We start from the raw sequence: 18,979 nt of genomic DNA on the forward strand, positions 1-18,979 counted from the left end.
CGCAGTGTCAAGTCTGGCCGCGGTGTCCTGCCCACTAGGCTCTACACTAGCCCGTATTTGAACACAGTCGTGAACGGCACGCCGACGCATGGGGACGTCCGCGCAGGATTCCATTGGAGCGTGGTGATGGAGTCGGGTGACGTCACGTGGGAGGCATCAGCAGCATCGTCGCGCTGTAGTGCTCAATGATACTCGACGACCACTCTCTTGCCCATCCCCCTGAGGACTTGGGCCAGCTCGTCGACGATCTTCTGCTTCAGCGCGAGGGTGACCGGCACGTCGGGGCTCTGGTGCGCGGGGTTGATGGCCCGCCCCACGATGATGCGGACGCTGTCGGCCTCTAGAAGCGCGGCGGCAAGCCGACTCGCCCCGTCCTTCTTCCACGCTACGTCGCGCAGCCTCGTGCCCGCCTTGAGTTTCTCCAGCGTGTACGACAGCGTGAGCATGCCCTCGGTGACGAGGTCTATGCCCTCGATCTCAGCGGTGGGAGGCACGCGCCTATCCTCGGAACTGAGGTCCACCGTGATGGGTTTCCCGAGGATGCGCGCGACCATATTCCCGGTGGTGCCGCCGCAAACGACCTTCTTCCCCGTCTCCTGCATGAGCTCGGCCACAACCTCGGGATCGTCTCTTCGGTCAACGGGCGGGCCCACCAGCATCGTCAGGCTTCGCGCCCGCCTCACGCGCACTGCCACGACCGTAGCGTCGTCGCCGGGTTTCTCGCCGTACAGCTTGCCGGTGACCCTGGCGATCTCCTCGGCAAACTCCTGTGCCGTCTCGGCCCAGCCCGCCACGGACCTGACGTATTCCGCCACCCTGTCCCATCCCCAGCCGATGTTCCACACGCCGCCGATGCCAGCGTGCAGGACCCCGTCGCTCACCATCACGATCCAGTCCCCGTCCTGGACGGAGAAGAAAGCCTCTTTGACCACGCGCCCGCCGACCACGCGGTCTGATCTCGGCACGGACACAAGGTCGCGCCCCCGCCCGATGAACGCGGGCGGGCCGTCGTACTCGGCGATGTGAGCGGAGCCATCGCAGAAGATCTGAAGGATGCTGAACGTGGAGTATGCAAGGTGCCGCTTCTCGCACACGGGAAGCGTGCGGGCAAGCGCATCGATGACGTCCTCGAGGGCAAGCCCGCCCTTGAGCATCGTGGCGATCATCCTGACGGTGAGCGAGGACAGAATGTTGGCCTTGACCCCGCTCCCGAGCCCGTCAGATAGGACCACGATGGTGGAGTCGGGCCCCTCGCCGATCTCGACGCTGTCGCCGCAGAGCTCCTCACCGTGCTTGTTCAGCTGGCTTACTCCGAGCTCAACCCGGAGCTTTGTGCTGAGGTCCACCATTCTGCGTGCCTTCCTCCCTGAACACGTTCATCAGCCGCGTCAAGAGGACCTTGGTCTCAGCGGTGGTCTCGCCGAGAAGGCCGGCGATCTTCTGCGCGACCTCCATCTGCTTGTCTATCACACCCTGCGCCTTCTCCAGGGTCTCGGCGCGCAGCTTCTGAAGGTGAGCCGCCTGTCTCTTCTCGTCGGAGATATCCGCGATGACCCCCATCGCGAGCCTTTCGTCAGGCTCGTAGAATATGGTCTGCCTGGTGACGAGGCCAAGCTCGGGATAGGCGACCTCAACCTGAACGGCGGTCTTCTCGGCGAGGACCTGCCGGAAGGTCGAGGGGTCCATGAGCGCGGCGAGCTTTCCGCCCACTACCTCGTGCCTGGACCGCCTGAACATCCGCTCGGCCGCCGTATTTAGGTCGCGGATCACCTCGTCCTCGTCCACCACGATGATCCCGTATGGCGCGGAAGCCACGAAGACGTTCGCCATGGACTCCGCCCGCTCGCGCATGTACGGGATGCACATCTCCGGATCAGCCATCCCCTGAAGAACCGCGATGGCCTTGTCGCGGCAGGAATCGTAGCCGCACGCACCGCAGTTGAGCTCGTCCTCACGCGTGAACTTCCCGGTCTTGGCGAGGACCGCCTTGATGGCGTCCTCGTCGGGGACGAACGCCTCGGGGCGAAGGTCCCGGTACGACCTCTGGAGGAGGTGTCTGGGTAACTCGATCGCCGGCTCCGTGAGAGCCCGTACGCGGGACCCCGCCCGCTGCTCGTCATCGCAGCCGAGATCGCCGGGCACACGAGACTCGCTCGGCCGCGAGCCGGACCGCGACCCAGACCGCAACCTCACGTACTCGAGCACCCTCGCCCTGCGCGCGTAGATGTCCTCGCGGGCCGGGTTCATGGGCCCGTTGATGCACCCGCCTTCACAAGCGAGCATCTCCACCAAGCGCGGCAGCTCTGAGCGCGATTGCCGGGTCGCGCCGCGGACCGCTTCGTAATCCCCGCCGTGGAGGGTTTCGACGAACCAGCGCAGCACCTCGCGGCAGTTGTTCACGCCTGACACCGACAACACCCCGCAGTCGAGCATGTCCGTGCTGAGGAGCGAGGCCTTCAGGAGGCCGCCGCCTACGGGAAAGAGGCGAGCGAGGTCGGGCAGTGGCCCGTCGAACTCTCCTGGCGGCACCCGCGTGAGGTCTATTCCGTCCCGTTTGAAAAGCCCCGCAAGCTCGTCGAAAGTGAGCACGAAATCCACGGCGTCGTCGACCCCTGGCACCGCCCGCTCTTGGTGCTTGGCGATGCACGGGCCGATGAAGGCCACCTTCACGCCCGGCACGAGCCGTTTGAGAAAGCGGCCGTGGGCGATCATGGGAGACACGACGGGCGCAAGGTATGTAATGGCCTCGGGATAATGACGCTCGATGAGGTTCACCACCGCCGGGCAGGAGCTTGAGATGAGGGGGCCGCCGGTCTCGCGGAAAAGCCGTGCGTGCTCGGCGCTCACGAGTTCGGCGCCCACGGCGGTCTCCTGCACGATGTGGAAACCCAGGTGGCGAAGGGCCGCCGGGATGGCCAGCGGGTTTGCGGCGGGGAAGGCGGACGCAAACGAAGGCGCGAGGCTTGCGGCGACTTTCACCCCGCTTGCGATGAGCGATCGCACCTTGTCGAGGTCGCTCGCGACCCTTTTGGCCTTCTGCGGGCAGACGAGGACGCACGTGCCATCAAAAATGCACCTCTCCTCGGCCACCCTGGCGTGGAGCTCGTGGGGCGCACTTCCCCGCTCCATCCTGATGGCTTTCACCGGGCACGACCTGAGACACTTATAGCAGTCCTTGCATTTCGCCTCTATGGTCTCGATCACGCTCATTCTACCACTCTCCCAGCCCTCGGCTCATAGCGCCCGGTTCCCGGCTGCCGGCTATCGGCCGGTCGCTCCCAAGCTGCCGGTTCCCAGGTGCAGGCCCCCAGTTCATGGCTCGCGGCCTTCACATCCCGGTTTGGATGACGTGCATCACGAGTCCCCCAGCGAACCGCCACAGCTCCTTCCGCAACCGCCTTCGATCAGGGGCACGACCTCCTCCTCGAACAGCCTCGGCACATCATCGGGCTTCACGGCGGTGAAAACCTTGCTCTCGATCCTCACCGTGACCCCCATGGTGCAGAGGTCCTGGCAGAACGTGCCCTTGAGCTCAACCTGGCGCGGCGCCCTCCGCTCGATCTCCTCCTCAAACGCTTTGATCACGTCGGGGGCGCCTCGCAGGAAGCACGAGCTACCAACACAGACCCAGATCGTTACCACAGAGACGGCACCTCGCATTCCTTCGTCGCCGCGCGCCCGCCCGCCGGGCCCGACGGCCCTCGTCAACGGCGCGCGGCCAACGATACGCAGCCAACGACGCGCGCACGGCCCACGGCATCACGCTCGACATGCCCGGCATGTCTCGCCCGGCAGCCGCGGCGCGACCTGCTCCATGAAGACACGCTCCGCGTTTTCCGGAGTGACCCCGGTGATGATCTCGTCGCCAACTTTGATTGAGACCCCGCGGTCACAGTGCTCCAGGCAGAACGTGGCCCTCAGGTTGACGCGCCCCGCGAACTCGTCGCTCTCGGCAAGTCTCGTGAACGTGTCGATCACGTCGTACGACCCCCGCAGGTAGCACCCGGTGCCAACACACACGGAAACGTCGAGGGCTCCCGGCACCGCGCCATTCAGCCTCATGTCGCCGGATATCCGCCTGCGCGGACCGTACGTCGTGTGGAGCGCCTTGTGGGCGGCCTCGCTCCCAGGCTCGCCCAGGTATCTCTCGTAGAGCCTCGCAACCGCCAGGTTCTCGCTGGGGCTGCGGAGCTGCATGGTCCTATCCGCCCGGTAGAGGCCTTTCCCTCTTGCCTTTCGGGCCGCGACGTCGTTCGGGTACGGCTGCCCGCCGCCTCCGACGCACCCGCCGGGGCAAGCCATGACCTCAACCAGATTGTAACATACTTCTTTCCTCCGCACCGCCTCGACCAGCCTCCGGGCGTTCGCGAGGCCGTGGACCACGGCCACACGTATCTCGACGTCTCCCAGGCGCACCGTCGCCTCGCGCGTGCCCTCGAACCCGCGCACCTCCTGGAAGTCTACCCTGCCCGGCTCGACCCCGAGGCAAGCGGCTGCCGTCCGCAGGACCGCCTCGGCCACGCCGCCGGTCACGCCGAATATGACCCCGCCGCCGGTCGTAAGGCCGAAGGGCTGGTCGAAGCCTTCCTCCTCCAGCTCGTCGAAGACTATGCCGGCCTGCTTCAAGAGCATGCCAAGCTCGTTCGTGGACAAAACCGCGTCCACGTCGCGAACGCCGCCGTCCGACGCGAACTCGGGCCTCGTGGCCTCAAACTTCTTCGCCGTGCACGGCATGATTGAGACCACGAAGACGTCCTCCGGCCGCACGCCGAGCTCCTTCGAGTAGAAACGCTTTATGACCGAACCGAACATCTGCTGCGGCGACCTGCACGTGGACAGGTTCGGCAGCATGTCAGGGTAGTACTGTTCCATGAACTTGACCCATCCCGGGCAGCATGACGTGAACTGTGGGAGGTCCTGCCCCTTCTCGAGCCGGCCCAGGAACTCGTGGCACTCCTCCACAGCCGTGAGGTCGGCCCCGAACACGGTGTCAAACACCTTCGCGAAGCCCAGCCTCCGCAGGGCAGCCACCACCTTGCCCGTCCCGATCTCGCCGGGCTTGCCGCCGAAGACCTCGCCCAGCGCGACGCGCACCGCCGGCGCCACCTGTGCCACCACGGTCTTCGACGGGTCGTGAAGCGCCGACCACACAGCCTCAGCCTCCGGTTTGCCGGTGAGCGCTCCCGTGGGGCATACAGCTACGCACTGACCGCAGTACACGCACTCGACCTCGGAGAGCTTGCGCCCGAACGCCGGGCTCACGCACGTGCGGGACCCACGCCCCGCGAAGTCCAGGACGCCTATGCCCTGGATCTCGGAGCACACTCTCACGCAGTCCCCGCAGAGGATGCACTTGTTCGGGTCCCGGACGACCGAGGGGTTCGCGTCGTCTATGGGAAGCATCTCCTCCCGCTCCCCGAACCTGACCTTTCTCACGCCCAGCCGGTACGCGAGGCTCTGCAGCTTGCACATGCCGTTCTTCTCGCAAGTGGTGCAATCCCTATGGTGATTGGCCAGGAGGAGCTCGATCACCATCCGGCGCAGCCTCAGCGTCCTTTCGGTGTTCGTGTGAATCACCATTCCGTCCGCTGGCGGCGTGGAACATGCCGCGACGAGCCCCATGCCGTCCACCTCCACGGCGCACATCCGGCACGCGCCGTAGACGGAGAGCTCCGAGTGGTAACAGAACGTGGGGAGCTCGATTCCCGCCTTGCGCACCACCTCGAGGATGTTCTTCTCGCCGTTTATCTCAACCCTTTGGCCATCAACCGTCACATGCGGCATAGCCTGGTTCCCTCCTTCAGTCCGTGTTGGCAGCCACCCGTCGCGGGTGGCGAGCCTCATGTGGTTAGCCTCACGCGGCTAACCTCTCGTGGCTGACCTCCCGCGACTAACCCCACGGCCCTTGACCGCGCTAGGGTTGGGCGATGTGCTCAGCCGTCCGGGGCTAGGCGCGTATGGCGCCGAACCTGCATTTCTCAGCACACGTCCCACACTTGATGCACTTCTCAGGATCAATCGCGTGGGGCTTGCCCCGCTCACCAGAAATGGCCCCCACGGGGCAAACCTTCGCGCACAAGGTGCACCCGCGGCACTTCGAGGCGTCAATGGAATACGCTCGCAGAGCCTGGCACGCCCCGGCCGGACAGCGCTTTTGGACGACGTGGGCATCGTACTCCTTCCGGAAGTACCTGAGCGTTGTCAGCACAGGGTTCGGAGCAGTCTTGCCTAGCCCGCACAGCGAGCCGTCCTTCACCGCAAGCGCCAGTTCCCGGAGGAGGTCCACATCCTCAGGCGTCCCCTCGCCCTTGGTGATCTTCGTGAGGAGCGCGAGCATCTGTCTCGTGCCCTCGCGACACGGGACACACTTCCCGCACGACTCGCTCTGAGTGAACTTCATGAAGAACCGCGCGACCTCCACCATGCACGCGGTATCGTCCATGACGACCATGCCGCCCGAACCGACCATGGCGCCGACCTTCGCCAGCGACTCATAGTCGAGGCCCACGTCAAGGTGCTCCTCGCCGAGGCAACCGCCCGAAGGGCCGCCTATCTGGACGGCCTTGAACTTCCTGCCGCCCCTTATGCCGCCCCCGATGTCGAAGATGAGGTCCCGCAAGGGAAGCCCCATGGGGATCTCGACGAGGCCGGTGTTGGCCACCTGTCCCGCGAGGGCGAAGGTCTTCGTGCCCGGGCTCTTCGGGGTGCCGTACGACCTGAACCACTCCGGCCCTTTCGTGATGATGGCGGGCAGGTTAGCCAACGTCTCCACGTTGTTGATGACGGTCGGCTTCCCGAAGAGGCCGCTCGTCGCGGGATACGGAGGCCTTGGGCTCGGCATTCCGCGCCTGCCCTCGATCGACGAGATGAGCGCGGTCTCCTCGCCGCACACGAACGCCCCTGCGCCCTCCTTGATCGTTATGTCGAACGAGAAGCTGCTCCCGAGGATGTTCCGCCCGAGCAGGCCGTGCTCTCGCGCCTGCGCGACCGCCTTCTTGAGGCGGCTCACGGCGACGGGGTACTCCGCCCTCACGTATATGAATCCCTCGTCGGCGCCGATGGCGTACGCCGCTATCATCAGGCCCTCTATGACCTTGTGTGGGTCGCCCTCCATGACGCTGCGATCCATGAACGCGCCAGGATCGCCCTCGTCACCGTTGCAGATCACGTACTTCTTGTCGGAGACCGCCGCGCGCGCGAAAGTCCACTTGCGCCCGGTTGGGAACCCGGCTCCGCCGCGTCCTCGAAGGCCCGACGCGCTCACCGTGTCGATCACCTGCTCCGGCGTCATCTCCCTGAGGATACGCGCAATGGCCTGGTACCCGCCGTGGGCGATGGCCTCCCGGATGTCCTCCGGGTTCATGCGCCCGCAGTTCGCCAGGACCACCCGCACCTGCCTACGGTAGAACGGGATCGAGTCCTCCGTGCGGGCGGGCTCGCCGGTGCTCGGGTCGTGGTACAGGAGCCGTTCGACTACCTCGCCCCGGACGAGGGTCTTCTCGACGATCTCGTCCACGTCCTCGGGCTTTACTTTCACATAAAGGATGCCTTGCGGTTCAATCCGGACGAGCGGGCCCATCTGGCAGAACCCGTGGCAGCCGCTGATGGATACGCCCACCCCGGCGGACGTAGACGCGGAGGTGGCCGTATGCGCGGACGCAGCTCCGCTCGCAGGCGTGGACGCCGCTCCAGCTGAGGCAGCGGGCGCGACGCCGGCTTGAGGCGCGGGCGCATCCGCAGCGGTAGATGTGGACGCACCGCGGGCCGGGCCCGTGCGACCGTCGGCGCATGATTCCTCGCCGGACACGCCGTGCGTGCTCCCCTCGTCCGTGCTCCCCTCGGGCGTGCTTCCCTCGGGTGCGCTCTCCTCGGGTGCGCTCACGCTCTCGGTCTTGCACGCATCTAGCACCATGTCGAGCTCGACCAGGAGGCCTCTCTCCCTGACCGCGTCCTTGAGCTTCTCGTACACCTTAAGTGAACCGTTAGCCAGACACCCGGTTCCCGCGCACACGAGGGCGCGCACCCTCTGGCGGTCGAGTGCTGTCTTCATGTCATTTGCATACGACTCTACGTCCTGTGGCGTGTTGAGCCGCACCGTCATCTCCGACCCCCCTCTTCTCTGCCGTCCCGGGCTGCGCTGTCCCGGGTCGCATCGCCCCGGGTCACGTCGTTCCCCGCCGCGTTACTCGCGGGCGACTTGTTACCTGCCGTACCGTGCCCAGCTGGACCGTCCCCACCTGCGTCGCTCGTTTTCTCCTTCGCTATTAGCTGGTCAAGGACTATCGAAAGCGCCTCCGGAGTAAGCTGACCGTATACGTCGCGATCGTTCACCATCACAACCGGCGCCAGCCCGCAAGCTCCGATGCACGACACCGTTTCCACGGTGAACTTGAGATCGTCTGTAGTGTCCTTGGACTCGTCGAGGCCCAGTTTCTCGCGGATCACGTAGCGCAGCTTCTCGGAGCCCCGCACGTGACACGCGGTCCCGTCGCACACCTTGATGACGTATTTGCCTTTGGGCTTCAGAGAAAACTGCGCATAAAACGTGGCGACCCCGTACACGGTCGCGGGGGGGATCCCCAGCGCCGTCGCGACGTACGTCAGCACTTCCTCGGGAAGATACCGGTACTCCGACTGGATCTCCTGGAGGATGGCTATCAGGTTGGATACCTTGCCGCCGTGCCTTTCGATGATGCTGTTGACCTTGTCAAACTTGCGCTGAAACGCCTCTTTTTGCGCTGCTGGCATAAGCGCCACCTCCGGACCATTCACGTTCTTTCCAAACCCCACCCGAGATCCGAACCCTTACCTGAAACCCTGAACCTCTGCACCCGCATCTTCAGCCTGGGCTCTTCAAGAACCCGGACACCGGGTCACATCCCAAGCTGCGATCCCGTATTTGTGAAACCGCGCACAAAGTTCGGCATGAGCACGCGTCCGCCAGGCCGAATCACCCATCTCCCGGCGCTCGAGCCAGCCCACAGGCTGAGTGAACCCGCGACGCATCAACTGTCGAAGCCCGCCTCGCAGTCTCCTAGCCGTGCCGATGGCCCGGTCTGCCGGGCCTCGCGACGCGCACCGCTGCTCGCTACCGGCATACCGCAGGCCGCAGGCCCGCCACGGCCTCGACGTCGTGACCCGCAGCCGCGCTGTTTCTCTCTGTGCCCTCATACTCCTGAGGGTGAGACCACCCACAGAGCCGCGGCGGGCACGTTGTCTGTATTGCGGAGGCCGTCCAGACTATGGATGGAGAAGTGCGCGGCGTCGCCAGGTCCCAGCTGGTACCATTTCCCTCCGCTCGACACCTCGATAGCGCCTTCGAGCACGTACAAGAAATCGTCCCTCTCATGGGTGTAAACGAAGTTCTCCGTAGAATAGCTGGCCCGAGGCTCGAGACAGACGACACACGCCTGCATCCGCTTGCTGCGCGAGCCAAGGAACGCAAAGAGCTCGATTTTCACACCTTCGCATTCCGTGACGAGATTCCGCCGCCCGTTCTTGCGCACCACCACCCATTCCTCCGGAAACTCGTCGTCCGTGAGCATCGACACGCCGGTTCCGAGAACGGCAGCGATGCGCTTCAGCGTAGAAAAGGACGGGGTGGCCTCGTTTCGCTCGAGCTGGTAAATGAAGCTTGGCGACACTCCCACCTTTTCCGCGAGGGCTTTCGCGCTGATGCCGGCGTTCGTCCGCATCCTCCTCAGTCGCTCTCCGAAGTCCATAGGATCACCCTCCCATGATGCCACACGTGTGGCTCGGCTCCGATGTCCGGCAGGCCTATCCGTGCCTATCCGCGGGCTGGTCGCCGCGCCCTTCCGGACCGTGCGGCGTCGCCGTCGGGCACCCGCTCCCGCGAATCGCTCGCACGAACGGCTCGCACGAATCGCCCGGCTGGGGCAAACACAGGGTCCCGTCACAGGGCGCTGCACCGCTGAGGAGACCGATGGTGCAAGCATCGTTTCTCAAAGTGCGTACCAGGATAGGTCTGCTACCCTATGTAGAACCCTCCACTACGACTATAGAGCGCTACTTCACAAATGTCAAGTAGTGGTTTCGGAATTTACACGATGGCACCCGCAGCACGGCACGCTCGGCCCGATCCAGCGTGGTCGAAATGCAAGGATGCCCGGAGGATACCTCATCCTCGTGGTCCGCCGGGAGGGTTCCGCAGACGGGCGTTGAATGTGTCATTCGCGCGGACTTGTCTCCCCCGACTGGTCTGGGTTCTCGAGAGCCCGCGTCGTTCATATCGTTATATCCAATCCCGGAGAGGTTGCCGTGGGAGGTTTCTATGGAGGCTACCCGATACAAGCACAACCCCATCATCCGTCCCGACGATGTCGCGCCAAGTTCCGAAGCGCTGAAAGTCGTGGGGGTCTTCAACCCGGCAGTGGCGCAGGTAGGAGAAGAGACGATTCTCCTGATGCGGGTCGCAGAGGCGGCCCGGGAAACCGACCCCCGCTACGTGAGCGTCCCCGTCGTCGACCCGGCTTCCCGCGAGGTGCGCGTCGTGAGCTTGCCCCGAAGCTCGCCGGATGTAGACGCGTCGGACCCGAGGCTGGTGGTGCACAGGGGGCGGGTGTACCTGACATCGGTGTCGCACCTACGCATCGCGAGAAGCCGGGACGGGTGTCGTTTTCAGGTAGACAGGCGTCCCGCGCTCGCCCCAGCCACGCCGTATGAAACGTACGGCGTCGAGGACCCACGAATCACCCGAATCCCCGACGGCCGCTTCATCGTGAGCTTCTCGGCGGTCTCAGAACACGGGGTGTGCGTAGAGCTCGCTGAGACCCGTGACTTCGCCGAATTCAGGCGCCTCGGGATCGTCCTTCCCCCCGAGAACAGGAACGTTGCTCTGTTTCCCGAAAAGATAGGCGGACGCTATGTGATGATGCACCGGCCGAATTCGGAACCGTTCGGATCATCCGGGATATGGCTAGCCTTCTCGGATGATCTGATGCACTGGGGCGACCATCGGTTCCTCGCAGGCACGCGTCGCGGCGCCTGGGACGGCGCGCGCATTGGGGCGGGCGCGCCTCCGCTCAAGACGCCCCACGGTTGGCTCGCCATATACCACGGCGCGGCCCCCGGGACCAACGCGTACTCCCTCGGAGCCTTGCTCCTGGACCTCGACGACCCCACCAGGATCATCGCCCGATCGCACGAGCCCTTCCTATCCCCCAAAGCCCCTTACGAAACACACGGTTTCTATCCCAACGTCGTATTCGCTTGCGGGGCCACCTGCCGTGCAGACGGCCGGGTACTCGTTTATTACGGGGCCGCGGACCATGTGGTTGCACTGGCTGAGATCGGGCTGGACGAACTAGTGGATTCCCTCCGGTAATCCGCAAGAAAAGAAGGATTTTCCGCGAGTGTTGCGAATTCTTAGCAGTGGGATGTGCAACCGATTGCGCAACAGCGGCGACAGCTGCCGCGCAATGAAGCGCCCTCGCTAGAGGCAGTTCCCTGCGGGTGCGTTCAACCGGTTGCACATGTCGGTGCTGAACGTAGGGTGAGCGTCCGGGGCCGCGGACGACAACCAGGTCGTTTGGATACGTCGTGCGGATGACAAGACGAATGGGGCCAGGGGGTGGTGTCGCGATAGGGCTGAAACGTTGGCGGTTGCACACGGACTAGGCATGCAGTGACGCGCGATTTCGAAGAGGTTATCGAAATCCACGGTGGGAGGAGGCCTATGACGAATGTTCAGGAAGGTCGCGTTTGGCGTACTGATGGTGCTGCTTTTGGGGACCTTAACCGTCTCTGCCGCGGCCAGCAAGACGCTGACATGCATATCTGGCTGGTCCGGTCCTGAGATGGAAGCATTCCTCCCGGTCTTGCAGGCATTCGAGAAAGAGACTGGCATCAAGGTCGACTACCGTATCTACAGGGCTGAGGACCTCGCAGCCCAGTTGCCAGCGCAGTTTGCCGCCAAGACGGCGCCGGGCGATGTCATCTTCATGTGGGCATGGTTCATCACGAAACAGGGTGAAGAAGGGCACGTGCTCGACGTCACCGGACTTCTGCGCGACGAGGACTTCCTGCCTGGCGCCCTGGACCCCGTGAAATCCGGTGGGAAGCTCTACGGTGGTGTGTATACCGGCAAGGTCAAGCCAGGATTCTGGTATCGCAAGTCGTTCTTCAAGAAGCACGGGCTTAGGGTCCCCACTACGTGGGAGGAGTTCAACAAGCTGCTTGACAAGATCTCGCAGATCCCCGGCATCAAGGCGCCCATAGCGAGCGGGGACGGCGTCGGCTGGCCGTTGTCAGACGTCACCGAGCACTTCATCGCTACCTTCGGCGGCCCGCAGCTCCACAAGGAGCTCACTGCCGGCACGATAGCGTGGACTGACCCCGTGGTCAAGGGCATCTTCGAGGGAAGGCTCGTCCCGCTCCTCCAGGCCAAACGGTTCAGCGAGCCCATCGAATGGACGCAGGCCCTCGAGCTCTGGTGGCAAGGCAACTACGGCCTCTACTTCATGGGAAGCTGGATAACCGGCATGGTAGAGGACCCGAGCGACCTCGGTGTGTTCTCGCTCCCGGGCGCGAGGGGAATCGTGTTCGCACCTGATTTCGCGTTCGTGCCCGCATATACCAAGTATCCGGAAGAGGCGAAGGCACTCCTCAAATTCCTCGCCACCAAGGGACAGGAAATCCAGGTCTCGAAGGGCGGGCACATCGCCACCTACGCCCGCGTGGACCTCGACTCATACCCGCCCGTGGACAAGGAAGTGGCCCAGCTCCTCCAAGGTCGAGTGGCCCTCGCAGATCTCGATGACACCGTGGGCGGCGAGTTCCAGGCCACATTCTGGGATCAGCTGAAGCTGCTCTGGGTGAGACCTGAACGCGCCTCGGAGGTCCTCGAAACCCTCGAGCGGAAAGCCTCGGCGAACAAGTAGGGCTGTATCCGTGGCGCGAGATCTCGGCAATGCCTCGACTTCGAGCGGTCGGCTCGAAACCTGGTGAGTACGGGCGCGGTCGCAGGCACGCGACGGAAGGCGCGCGGCGGCCGTGCCCGTGCCACATCTCGTGACATGTTGCGCGGCGCCGCGAGTCGACGCAACGGATGAGCCAATGTAACGGGAGAGACGACGCGAGACCGCACGGGACGAAACGAGGGGCGGGCCACGAAAGGAAACGGAGGCCGCCGCATGGGTTGACGCGGGCTCGTCGCATATGAGCCGCGGATGACCGCGGGCCCGCCACGCGCACTCGTCCTCGGGCTGGCCTTGACACGCGGCCTATGCTCTGCTATTATCAGGGTGCGCGGGCCAGAGAGCTTACATCCGCTCCCACGCGTGGATACCTCAACAGCCTAATACGGGGCCCGGTGCGGCGCGCCGCGCAAGGACGGCGACGGCCCTCCCTCGTGTGGGCGACCGCAGGGCTGCAGAGCGCAGTCAGGACCGGGGTCCCAGCAGAATCAGTGCCGAAGTGGCGGAAATGGCAGACGCGCTAGATTCAGGGTCTAGTGGGCATTGCGCCCGTCGGGGTTCAAATCCCCGCTTCGGCACCAATCATTTCTATGGGCTGCACTTTCACGAGCCGATGGCCTCCTCGGGACCGAACACCAGGCCCGCTCTTGAAAACGAAGGCTTCGGCAAGCCCTTCACTTGACTGCCTGTGTCAGCGCCTTCGTCTCGTTCTATCGCAAGAGCCAAGTCAAGCCCGCAGGAGTCTATGCAGGGTTCGTCTTTTTTTCTCATCACGCTCGGAATGCTTCTCGAGTGGGCGACACTGCCGCTGTTGATCATGTGGCCAACCTTGGCAGTGGTGTAATCGCCTCGCGCGAAAAGAGGAGCAAGATATGAAGAAGGAATTCGGCCAGCGATACGTCGATTACAAACGACGCACGTCGATGTTCGTGCCTTCGCTATCTCGCATATCCGCCTTACTGCTTTCCCGGTGAGGTGACCGAAGCGCGGAGTTGGTGGCGGAGCTACGCCTGAATCGTGGGACTGCGCTCAAGCCCCCAGGGCAATGGCCCAATCGTGCGCCTGCGCTCGGTCTTGCCGTCATTTCTCGTGCTTCAACCACTCCTTGGGGACGTGAATACACGCGTCCCGGCGCACGGACTTGCCGTATGCCGCCAAGGTGTTGGAGAGCTTGCTCATGAGCTGCTTGCCGATGCCAGACTCCCTAGGCAACTTCAGGAACCACCTCGGGAGCACTTTTTCTGTATCCCTTCCGTCCTTGCTATGCCCGTGGTTGTAACGGGTTGCGCGCATGTTCTTGTACCCGATGAACTTGCGAGGTCCGAAGGCGTCTAGTTCAGGGATGTAATACCAGTGGCGGAATAGGCACAAGGAGGTGATCCCGGGCTCTCCTCTCGACAAGTCAGCGTTGAATTGCCGGACATTCTCAACGATCTCATCGTATGAATTGACGAGCTCGAAGTATGACACCAAGCGTCCCCCCCTTCTCCTGTCATGGGTCGCCCGTCTCACAGCTGCATGGCCGAACCCTCGAAGTCCATGCAGCGGCGCCCGCTGCCAACGAGCCTCGCTCTCCCGCGGTAGGCCACCTACCCTCGTACTAAGATCCTCGGACCATGCCCAGCCGCTAAGCCCGCGTACGGCAGCACGCGCTGTTCAACGACGAGGGACTTCCCCTGCCTTCAGCTGTTCCAAATCGTACAACTTCGCGGGCAGCGCGTCGAACTTGTCTGCATGCGACGTCAGGATGACTATCTGGAGCCTCTTGGACGCGTTCTGGATCAGGTCGAGCATTCGATCGTGCCTGTAGCGATCGGTGAATACCAGTGCGTCGTCAAGAACGACCAGGTACCTGTTGTCTTGGGCGAGAATCTCGCCGACTGCCAGACGCGCCGCCACGTATAGCTGTTCTCGAGCCCCGGCCGAGAACAGATCCGCGGACACCACGAGGTTACCGTCCACTTCGATGTCGTCCAGGGTCAGGTCCTTGGAGAACCGGACTCTGGCACCGCCCTTGCCGCGAACGCTTGCGAAGTAGGCGGTGATCTTGTCCTCGACCGGCTTTACAAGAGCCTCGCTGCTCCTGGCCTGTCTCAGTTCGAAGAGGCTGCACAGGAGACTCAGGGCCTTTGCCCTCGTCTTCTCACGCTGCAAGCGCTGCTTCTTCACGGCCAGCCTCTCCTCGAGGCGGGCTTTCTGCGAGTACAGCCCCTGCACGCCAGCGGACTTCAATCTCTCATCGACTCTGGCCATTTCCATGCTGGCGGACTTGTGTTCCTCGCTGACCTTCTCGAGTGCCCGCTGCAGGCGCTGCTGCTTCTTCTCGGGGTCGTCCATCTCATCTGGGAGCTTGGCCTTTATCCCGTTGACCTTTTGTCTCTGGATATCGATGTCGCGGCCGACAGCCTCATAGATCTCCTCGAGCTCGTTCTCCCCGCCTTTGTACTTCAAGAGCAGCCTCTCCAGATTGAGTCTGGCACTGCTCAGCTTCTGCTCCGCACCTGCCCTCTTAACTTCGATATCGGCCTTCTTCTTGTTCGCAACGATTAACGATTCGTTGCATCGCTTCAACTCCGTCTCGAGGTTGTTCACGGCCTTTTCAAGCCGAGCCACTTCGTTCTTAAGCGTCGCGTCTTCCTGCACTTGTATGCCGGACAGTTGATCCTTCCCGATTTCAAGTTCCTCGAGCAAGTGATCGAGAGCGGTCTCCATCATCGCGATGGCTTTCTCCAGCCCGCTCTTGTCCTCTTTGTCACCGGCAAGGGCCTTTATCGCCTCTTGCAGATGTAAGATGCGGTCGTCCGCCGCCTGCGCCCGGACCCTCGTTTGTTCGAGGGCCGTCACATCCCGGACGCCGTACCTGCCCAGCAGCTCTCGGAATTCTCTCTTGGCGGCTTCAAGAGCGGTTTGGGTGTTCACAACCTCCGAGGCACCCGTGGTTGCCCTGATGGAAACCACTCCAGGTATCAGCAGTGTCGCCTCGGTCGCGCCGGCGAACACCGCCTTCTCGCCCTTGTGAACGCGTGCGCTCTGCTTCTCCGTCTTCCCCGTTCCCACAAAGCAGCAGACGTCTACTTCCTGCTCTGCCTCCACAGACAACGTGAGCCCCGTGGCGCGCAGCTTGGCCTCGAGGTCGCGTATGCTCTCGTTGAGTTTGTGCGCTCTCTCCAAGTCACCCTTGTTGACAACCAGCATCGACCGGCGTCGCTCTCGTTCCTCGTCAAGCTGCCGGGTCAAGTCCGCTACTTTGTCCAGCTTCTGCTTGATGGAGCCAAGTTCGGCCGCCATCGCCACAGCCTTGGACAATTGCTGGTTTCGTTCTCGCTTGTTGCGTGCCGCCGCAAGACGATCCTTCTCGGCACCGAGTTCTTCGCGCAATTCAACTTCGCGCTGTCCCAGGCTCGCCACCAGATCATCGACGCTCTTGAGCTCGCTCACAAAGTGGGCTATGTCCTGCTCGCTGAGGCCGATCTCCTTCTTGAGGTCCCTGACGGCCTGCCTATCGTTGTACAGAGCTGCGTGCCTCTCGTTGAGCCGCCCCAACTCCGTCTCAGCAACCTTGAGTTCCGCACGTAACCGCTTGACTTCCTCTACACTCGCGCTGATATCTTCAAGCTCTTTCTCAATGTCCCGCTTACGCTCCTCCAGATCCCGAATATCAGTCGCCAACCGCTCCAGACGCGCCACATCTTCTTCGATGTCCTGCAACTTATGCTCGGTATCACGGATCTCCTTCTCAGTCTCATCGATCTCGTCCATGAGGATCTTGATGTCTGAGCCCGCCCTGTAGCTGCGGCGTTTCTCGGTGAATATGTCGCCATACCTGCGCCCTATGGTTTCTATGAGTTTCGCCTCCGTCTCGTCGATTCCGGTTACCCCAAGAATGCTGCTCAGCCGATCTTGCAAGCTCCCTTCCAGCGTCGGCTTGCTGAACCGCTGCTGGTCCTGGGGAAACCACAGGAGTCGAGCGATCCCCCAGTGCTCGAGCTTGGTCGGTCCTCTTCCAGGCAGAGTGCTGCCGAGCATTTCTCTTATCGCCGCTTCGGCGCGATCGCCGTCGGCAAACAGCTGATAGCCGTTATCCGTCATCTCGTATAGTCTGGCATACGGGTTATCGAGAAAGCCCTTCTCTAGCTTGTACTGCTTGTCGAGGACGAGTTCCACGGCGATCTCCGGCGCCAGCCGGGTGTTCCATGGGCGCATTTCCTCGATCTCCCGGGCGACGGTGGTGCACTTGTCGAAGAGAGCCCTGGCGAGGGACATTATCAGCGTGCTCTTCCCGCACTCGTTGGGACCATAGATCACGTTGATTCCGGGGTCCATGTCATCGAGTCTGACCCTGTTCCTGAAGCACTTGCACCCCTTTACCTCGATGGACAGCAGTCTCATCTTTCCACCTCCCCGAGCGCTCTCGCCAGCTCAAGCAACGCTGCCGTTATCTCTTCTCTGCCGAGCGTGCGTTCTTCGTCGTTCGGCGGAATCGATTCCTCCGCAATCCTGCGGAGTTCAGGAAGGCTCGTGGCAGTCATCTGCGCGTCGGCGTCAAGGCCCCTGCCCTCCGCGTCTGCGAGAAGAGCTCTGAGGTCAGCGAACACTCCGCCCGTGACTGGGTGACTTCGCGCGAACTCCTCCAGCCTTCCCGTCAACACCTCAGGTAACAGCCTCTCTTCTCTCAACTCGAAGTACAGGAAACGCCCGCTCAACGCATCGGCGACCCTGTGCAACTCCTCATATCCCGTTGCCGAGAGAGAGCCCGCCACGTGCAGGCGCAGAAGCGTCCGCTCCGGGTTCGCGATGCTTTCCAGGTCGTGGCGCAAGGAAGCAACGGCGACATCGTATGGTTCATGGACTTCAGTGGAACGTTCGAGCCAGGTGAGATGCCTTGTCGGTTTCGAGCGGACTCTCGGCAGCACACCCGGGCCGTCTATCTCGACGAGGAGCACATTGCCGCTGTCTCTTTCGTTGAAGGCTGTGGGTTCAGGGGTGCCGCTGTAGAACACTCTCTCTGAGCACTGACGCACGCTGTGCCAATGGCCTAAAGCTAGGTAGTCCAGCCTCTTCTTCTGCTGAGCGCCTAAGGCGATGGGGTTGTCACCCTGCGAACCTCTCTGCGAACCGACGCCTTCGAGTGAGCCGTGCGCAATACCTATGCGTATCCTGCCCTCATACCCTTCCTCCGGAATCCACTCCGTAGGGTCGATCATGGTGAACTTCTGGGTCACCGGACACGGAAACAGGACGCAGTTGAGGGACGGAAGCTCCACGGGCTTTCGCTCAGTCAGCACGTGTACGTGCTCGGGGAGATTGGCGAAGAGCCTCGACTGGTAGATGGAGTCGGCCCCGAAGTGGTCGTGGTTTCCGGGGATTATGTACACATCCGTCGGCGAGGCTGACAGACACCGGACGACCGCTTCCACGAGGTCTCTATGCACGTGATTGTCCTCAAAGAGATCGCCCGCAACGATGATGAAGTCCGCGTCTTCCTCGCGGGCGAGCTCCATGATCCGCTCAACCGTGGTCAACCTGGCCTTCCTGACCTGATCCGCCGCCTCCGCCACATGGACTGCCTTCATCCCCAACTGCCAATCGGCAGTGTGCAAGAACTTCATTTGGGCTCCCCCCGCGTCAACCGCATACACTCGTCTTCTTGGTGGACTCGCCTACTTGCGCTCCTCCAAGAGAAACACCAGGCTATAGACGCATCTTCATGAAATCGGACATAGGCCTTCTCCAACGATGTGTCGAAATCCTTCCAGTAGTTCCATATTCTTCGCCTATTTGGAAGGGCATCCGCAACCGCTCAGGGGACCGCTGTTAGTCCACGGCCGGCCCCACGACATGACCGACGCGATGTGCTCCTGCCTGGACGTGAAGACCTCTTCACTACAGCGCGGGGTGGGCTTGATCTGGTCTTGTGGGCACATTCCACAGACGAAACCACCATGTCTGCCACAGTTCAGGGCAGAGGCAGTCTGCCTGATACGCGAGAGCGGGAAGCATATGGCTTAGATTGCAAGAGACATCGGGTATCAAGGGAGTCGCTG

13 protein-coding genes and 1 tRNA gene are annotated in these 18,979 nt (G+C 62.8%); 3 read left to right on the plus strand and 11 right to left on the minus strand.

Annotation, left to right across the window (positions count from 1 at the left end; all coding sequences use genetic code 11):
• Positions 1 to 182 precede the first annotated feature (182 nt).
• From GX515_07405 to GX515_07435, 7 genes are all read right to left on the minus strand, one after another.
• Complete coding sequence (locus GX515_07405) at positions 183 to 1,349, minus strand: SpoIIE family protein phosphatase (GenBank protein HHY32831.1); 1,167 nt, start codon at positions 1,347 to 1,349, stop codon at positions 183 to 185.
• On the minus strand, positions 1,318 to 3,210 hold the full coding sequence (locus tag GX515_07410) for a PAS domain-containing protein (protein ID HHY32832.1): 1,893 nt from the start codon (positions 3,208 to 3,210) through the stop codon (positions 1,318 to 1,320). Before GX515_07410 ends, GX515_07405 begins: the two co-directional genes overlap by 32 nt.
• Before the next feature lie 144 nt (positions 3,211 to 3,354).
• Entirely contained in the window at positions 3,355 to 3,642 is a 288-nt protein-coding gene (locus GX515_07415) for a (2Fe-2S) ferredoxin domain-containing protein (protein ID HHY32833.1), read from the minus strand.
• 117 nt (positions 3,643 to 3,759) lie between these two features.
• Entirely contained in the window at positions 3,760 to 5,784 is a 2,025-nt protein-coding gene (locus tag GX515_07420; GenBank protein ID HHY32834.1) for a 2Fe-2S iron-sulfur cluster binding domain-containing protein, read from the minus strand.
• Between the two features lie 163 nt (positions 5,785 to 5,947).
• Entirely contained in the window at positions 5,948 to 7,912 is a 1,965-nt protein-coding gene (gene nuoF / locus GX515_07425; protein ID HHY32835.1) for an NADH-quinone oxidoreductase subunit NuoF, read from the minus strand.
• Positions 7,913 to 8,097: 185 nt separating this feature from the next.
• Positions 8,098 to 8,748: an NAD(P)H-dependent oxidoreductase subunit E gene (locus GX515_07430; protein HHY32836.1), complete on the minus strand. Its 651-nt coding sequence runs from the start codon at positions 8,746 to 8,748 to the stop codon at positions 8,098 to 8,100.
• 419 nt (positions 8,749 to 9,167) lie between these two features.
• A complete protein-coding gene (locus GX515_07435) occupies positions 9,168 to 9,722 on the minus strand; it encodes a helix-turn-helix domain-containing protein (GenBank protein HHY32837.1) in 555 nt (184 codons plus the stop codon).
• Between the two features lie 569 nt (positions 9,723 to 10,291).
• On the opposite strand from GX515_07435, the gene GX515_07440 reads away from it, so the two are divergent.
• The 3 genes from GX515_07440 (at position 10,292) to GX515_07450 (ending at position 13,516) form a co-directional block, all read left to right on the plus strand.
• Positions 10,292 to 11,344: a glycosidase gene (locus tag GX515_07440; protein ID HHY32838.1), complete on the plus strand. Its 1,053-nt coding sequence runs from the start codon at positions 10,292 to 10,294 to the stop codon at positions 11,342 to 11,344.
• Positions 11,345 to 11,732: 388 nt separating this feature from the next.
• Positions 11,733 to 12,899, plus strand: coding sequence for a carbohydrate ABC transporter substrate-binding protein (locus tag GX515_07445; GenBank protein ID HHY32839.1), 1,167 nt, complete (start codon positions 11,733 to 11,735; stop codon positions 12,897 to 12,899).
• A gap of 529 nt (positions 12,900 to 13,428) precedes the next feature.
• Positions 13,429 to 13,516 (plus strand) — tRNA-Leu (locus GX515_07450).
• Between the two features lie 22 nt (positions 13,517 to 13,538).
• On the opposite strand, the gene GX515_07455 is transcribed toward GX515_07450, so the two are convergent.
• The 4 genes from GX515_07455 to GX515_07470 form a co-directional block, all read right to left on the minus strand.
• Entirely contained in the window at positions 13,539 to 13,709 is a 171-nt protein-coding gene (locus tag GX515_07455) for a hypothetical protein (protein ID HHY32840.1), read from the minus strand.
• A 306-nt stretch (positions 13,710 to 14,015) separates the two neighbouring features.
• A complete protein-coding gene (locus tag GX515_07460; GenBank protein HHY32841.1) occupies positions 14,016 to 14,405 on the minus strand; it encodes a hypothetical protein in 390 nt (129 codons plus the stop codon).
• Between the two features lie 186 nt (positions 14,406 to 14,591).
• Entirely contained in the window at positions 14,592 to 17,324 is a 2,733-nt protein-coding gene (locus tag GX515_07465; protein HHY32842.1) for an AAA family ATPase, read from the minus strand.
• Positions 17,321 to 18,544 carry a DNA repair exonuclease gene (locus tag GX515_07470; protein ID HHY32843.1) on the minus strand — a complete coding sequence of 408 codons (1,224 nt, stop codon included), beginning with the start codon at positions 18,542 to 18,544 and terminating at the stop codon, positions 17,321 to 17,323. Before GX515_07470 ends, GX515_07465 begins: the two co-directional genes overlap by 4 nt.
• Positions 18,545 to 18,979: the final 435 nt, after the last annotated feature.

This window comes from Bacillota bacterium, assembly GCA_012842395.1.
Taxonomy (GTDB): Bacteria; Bacillota; SHA-98; order UBA4971; family UBA4971; genus UBA6256.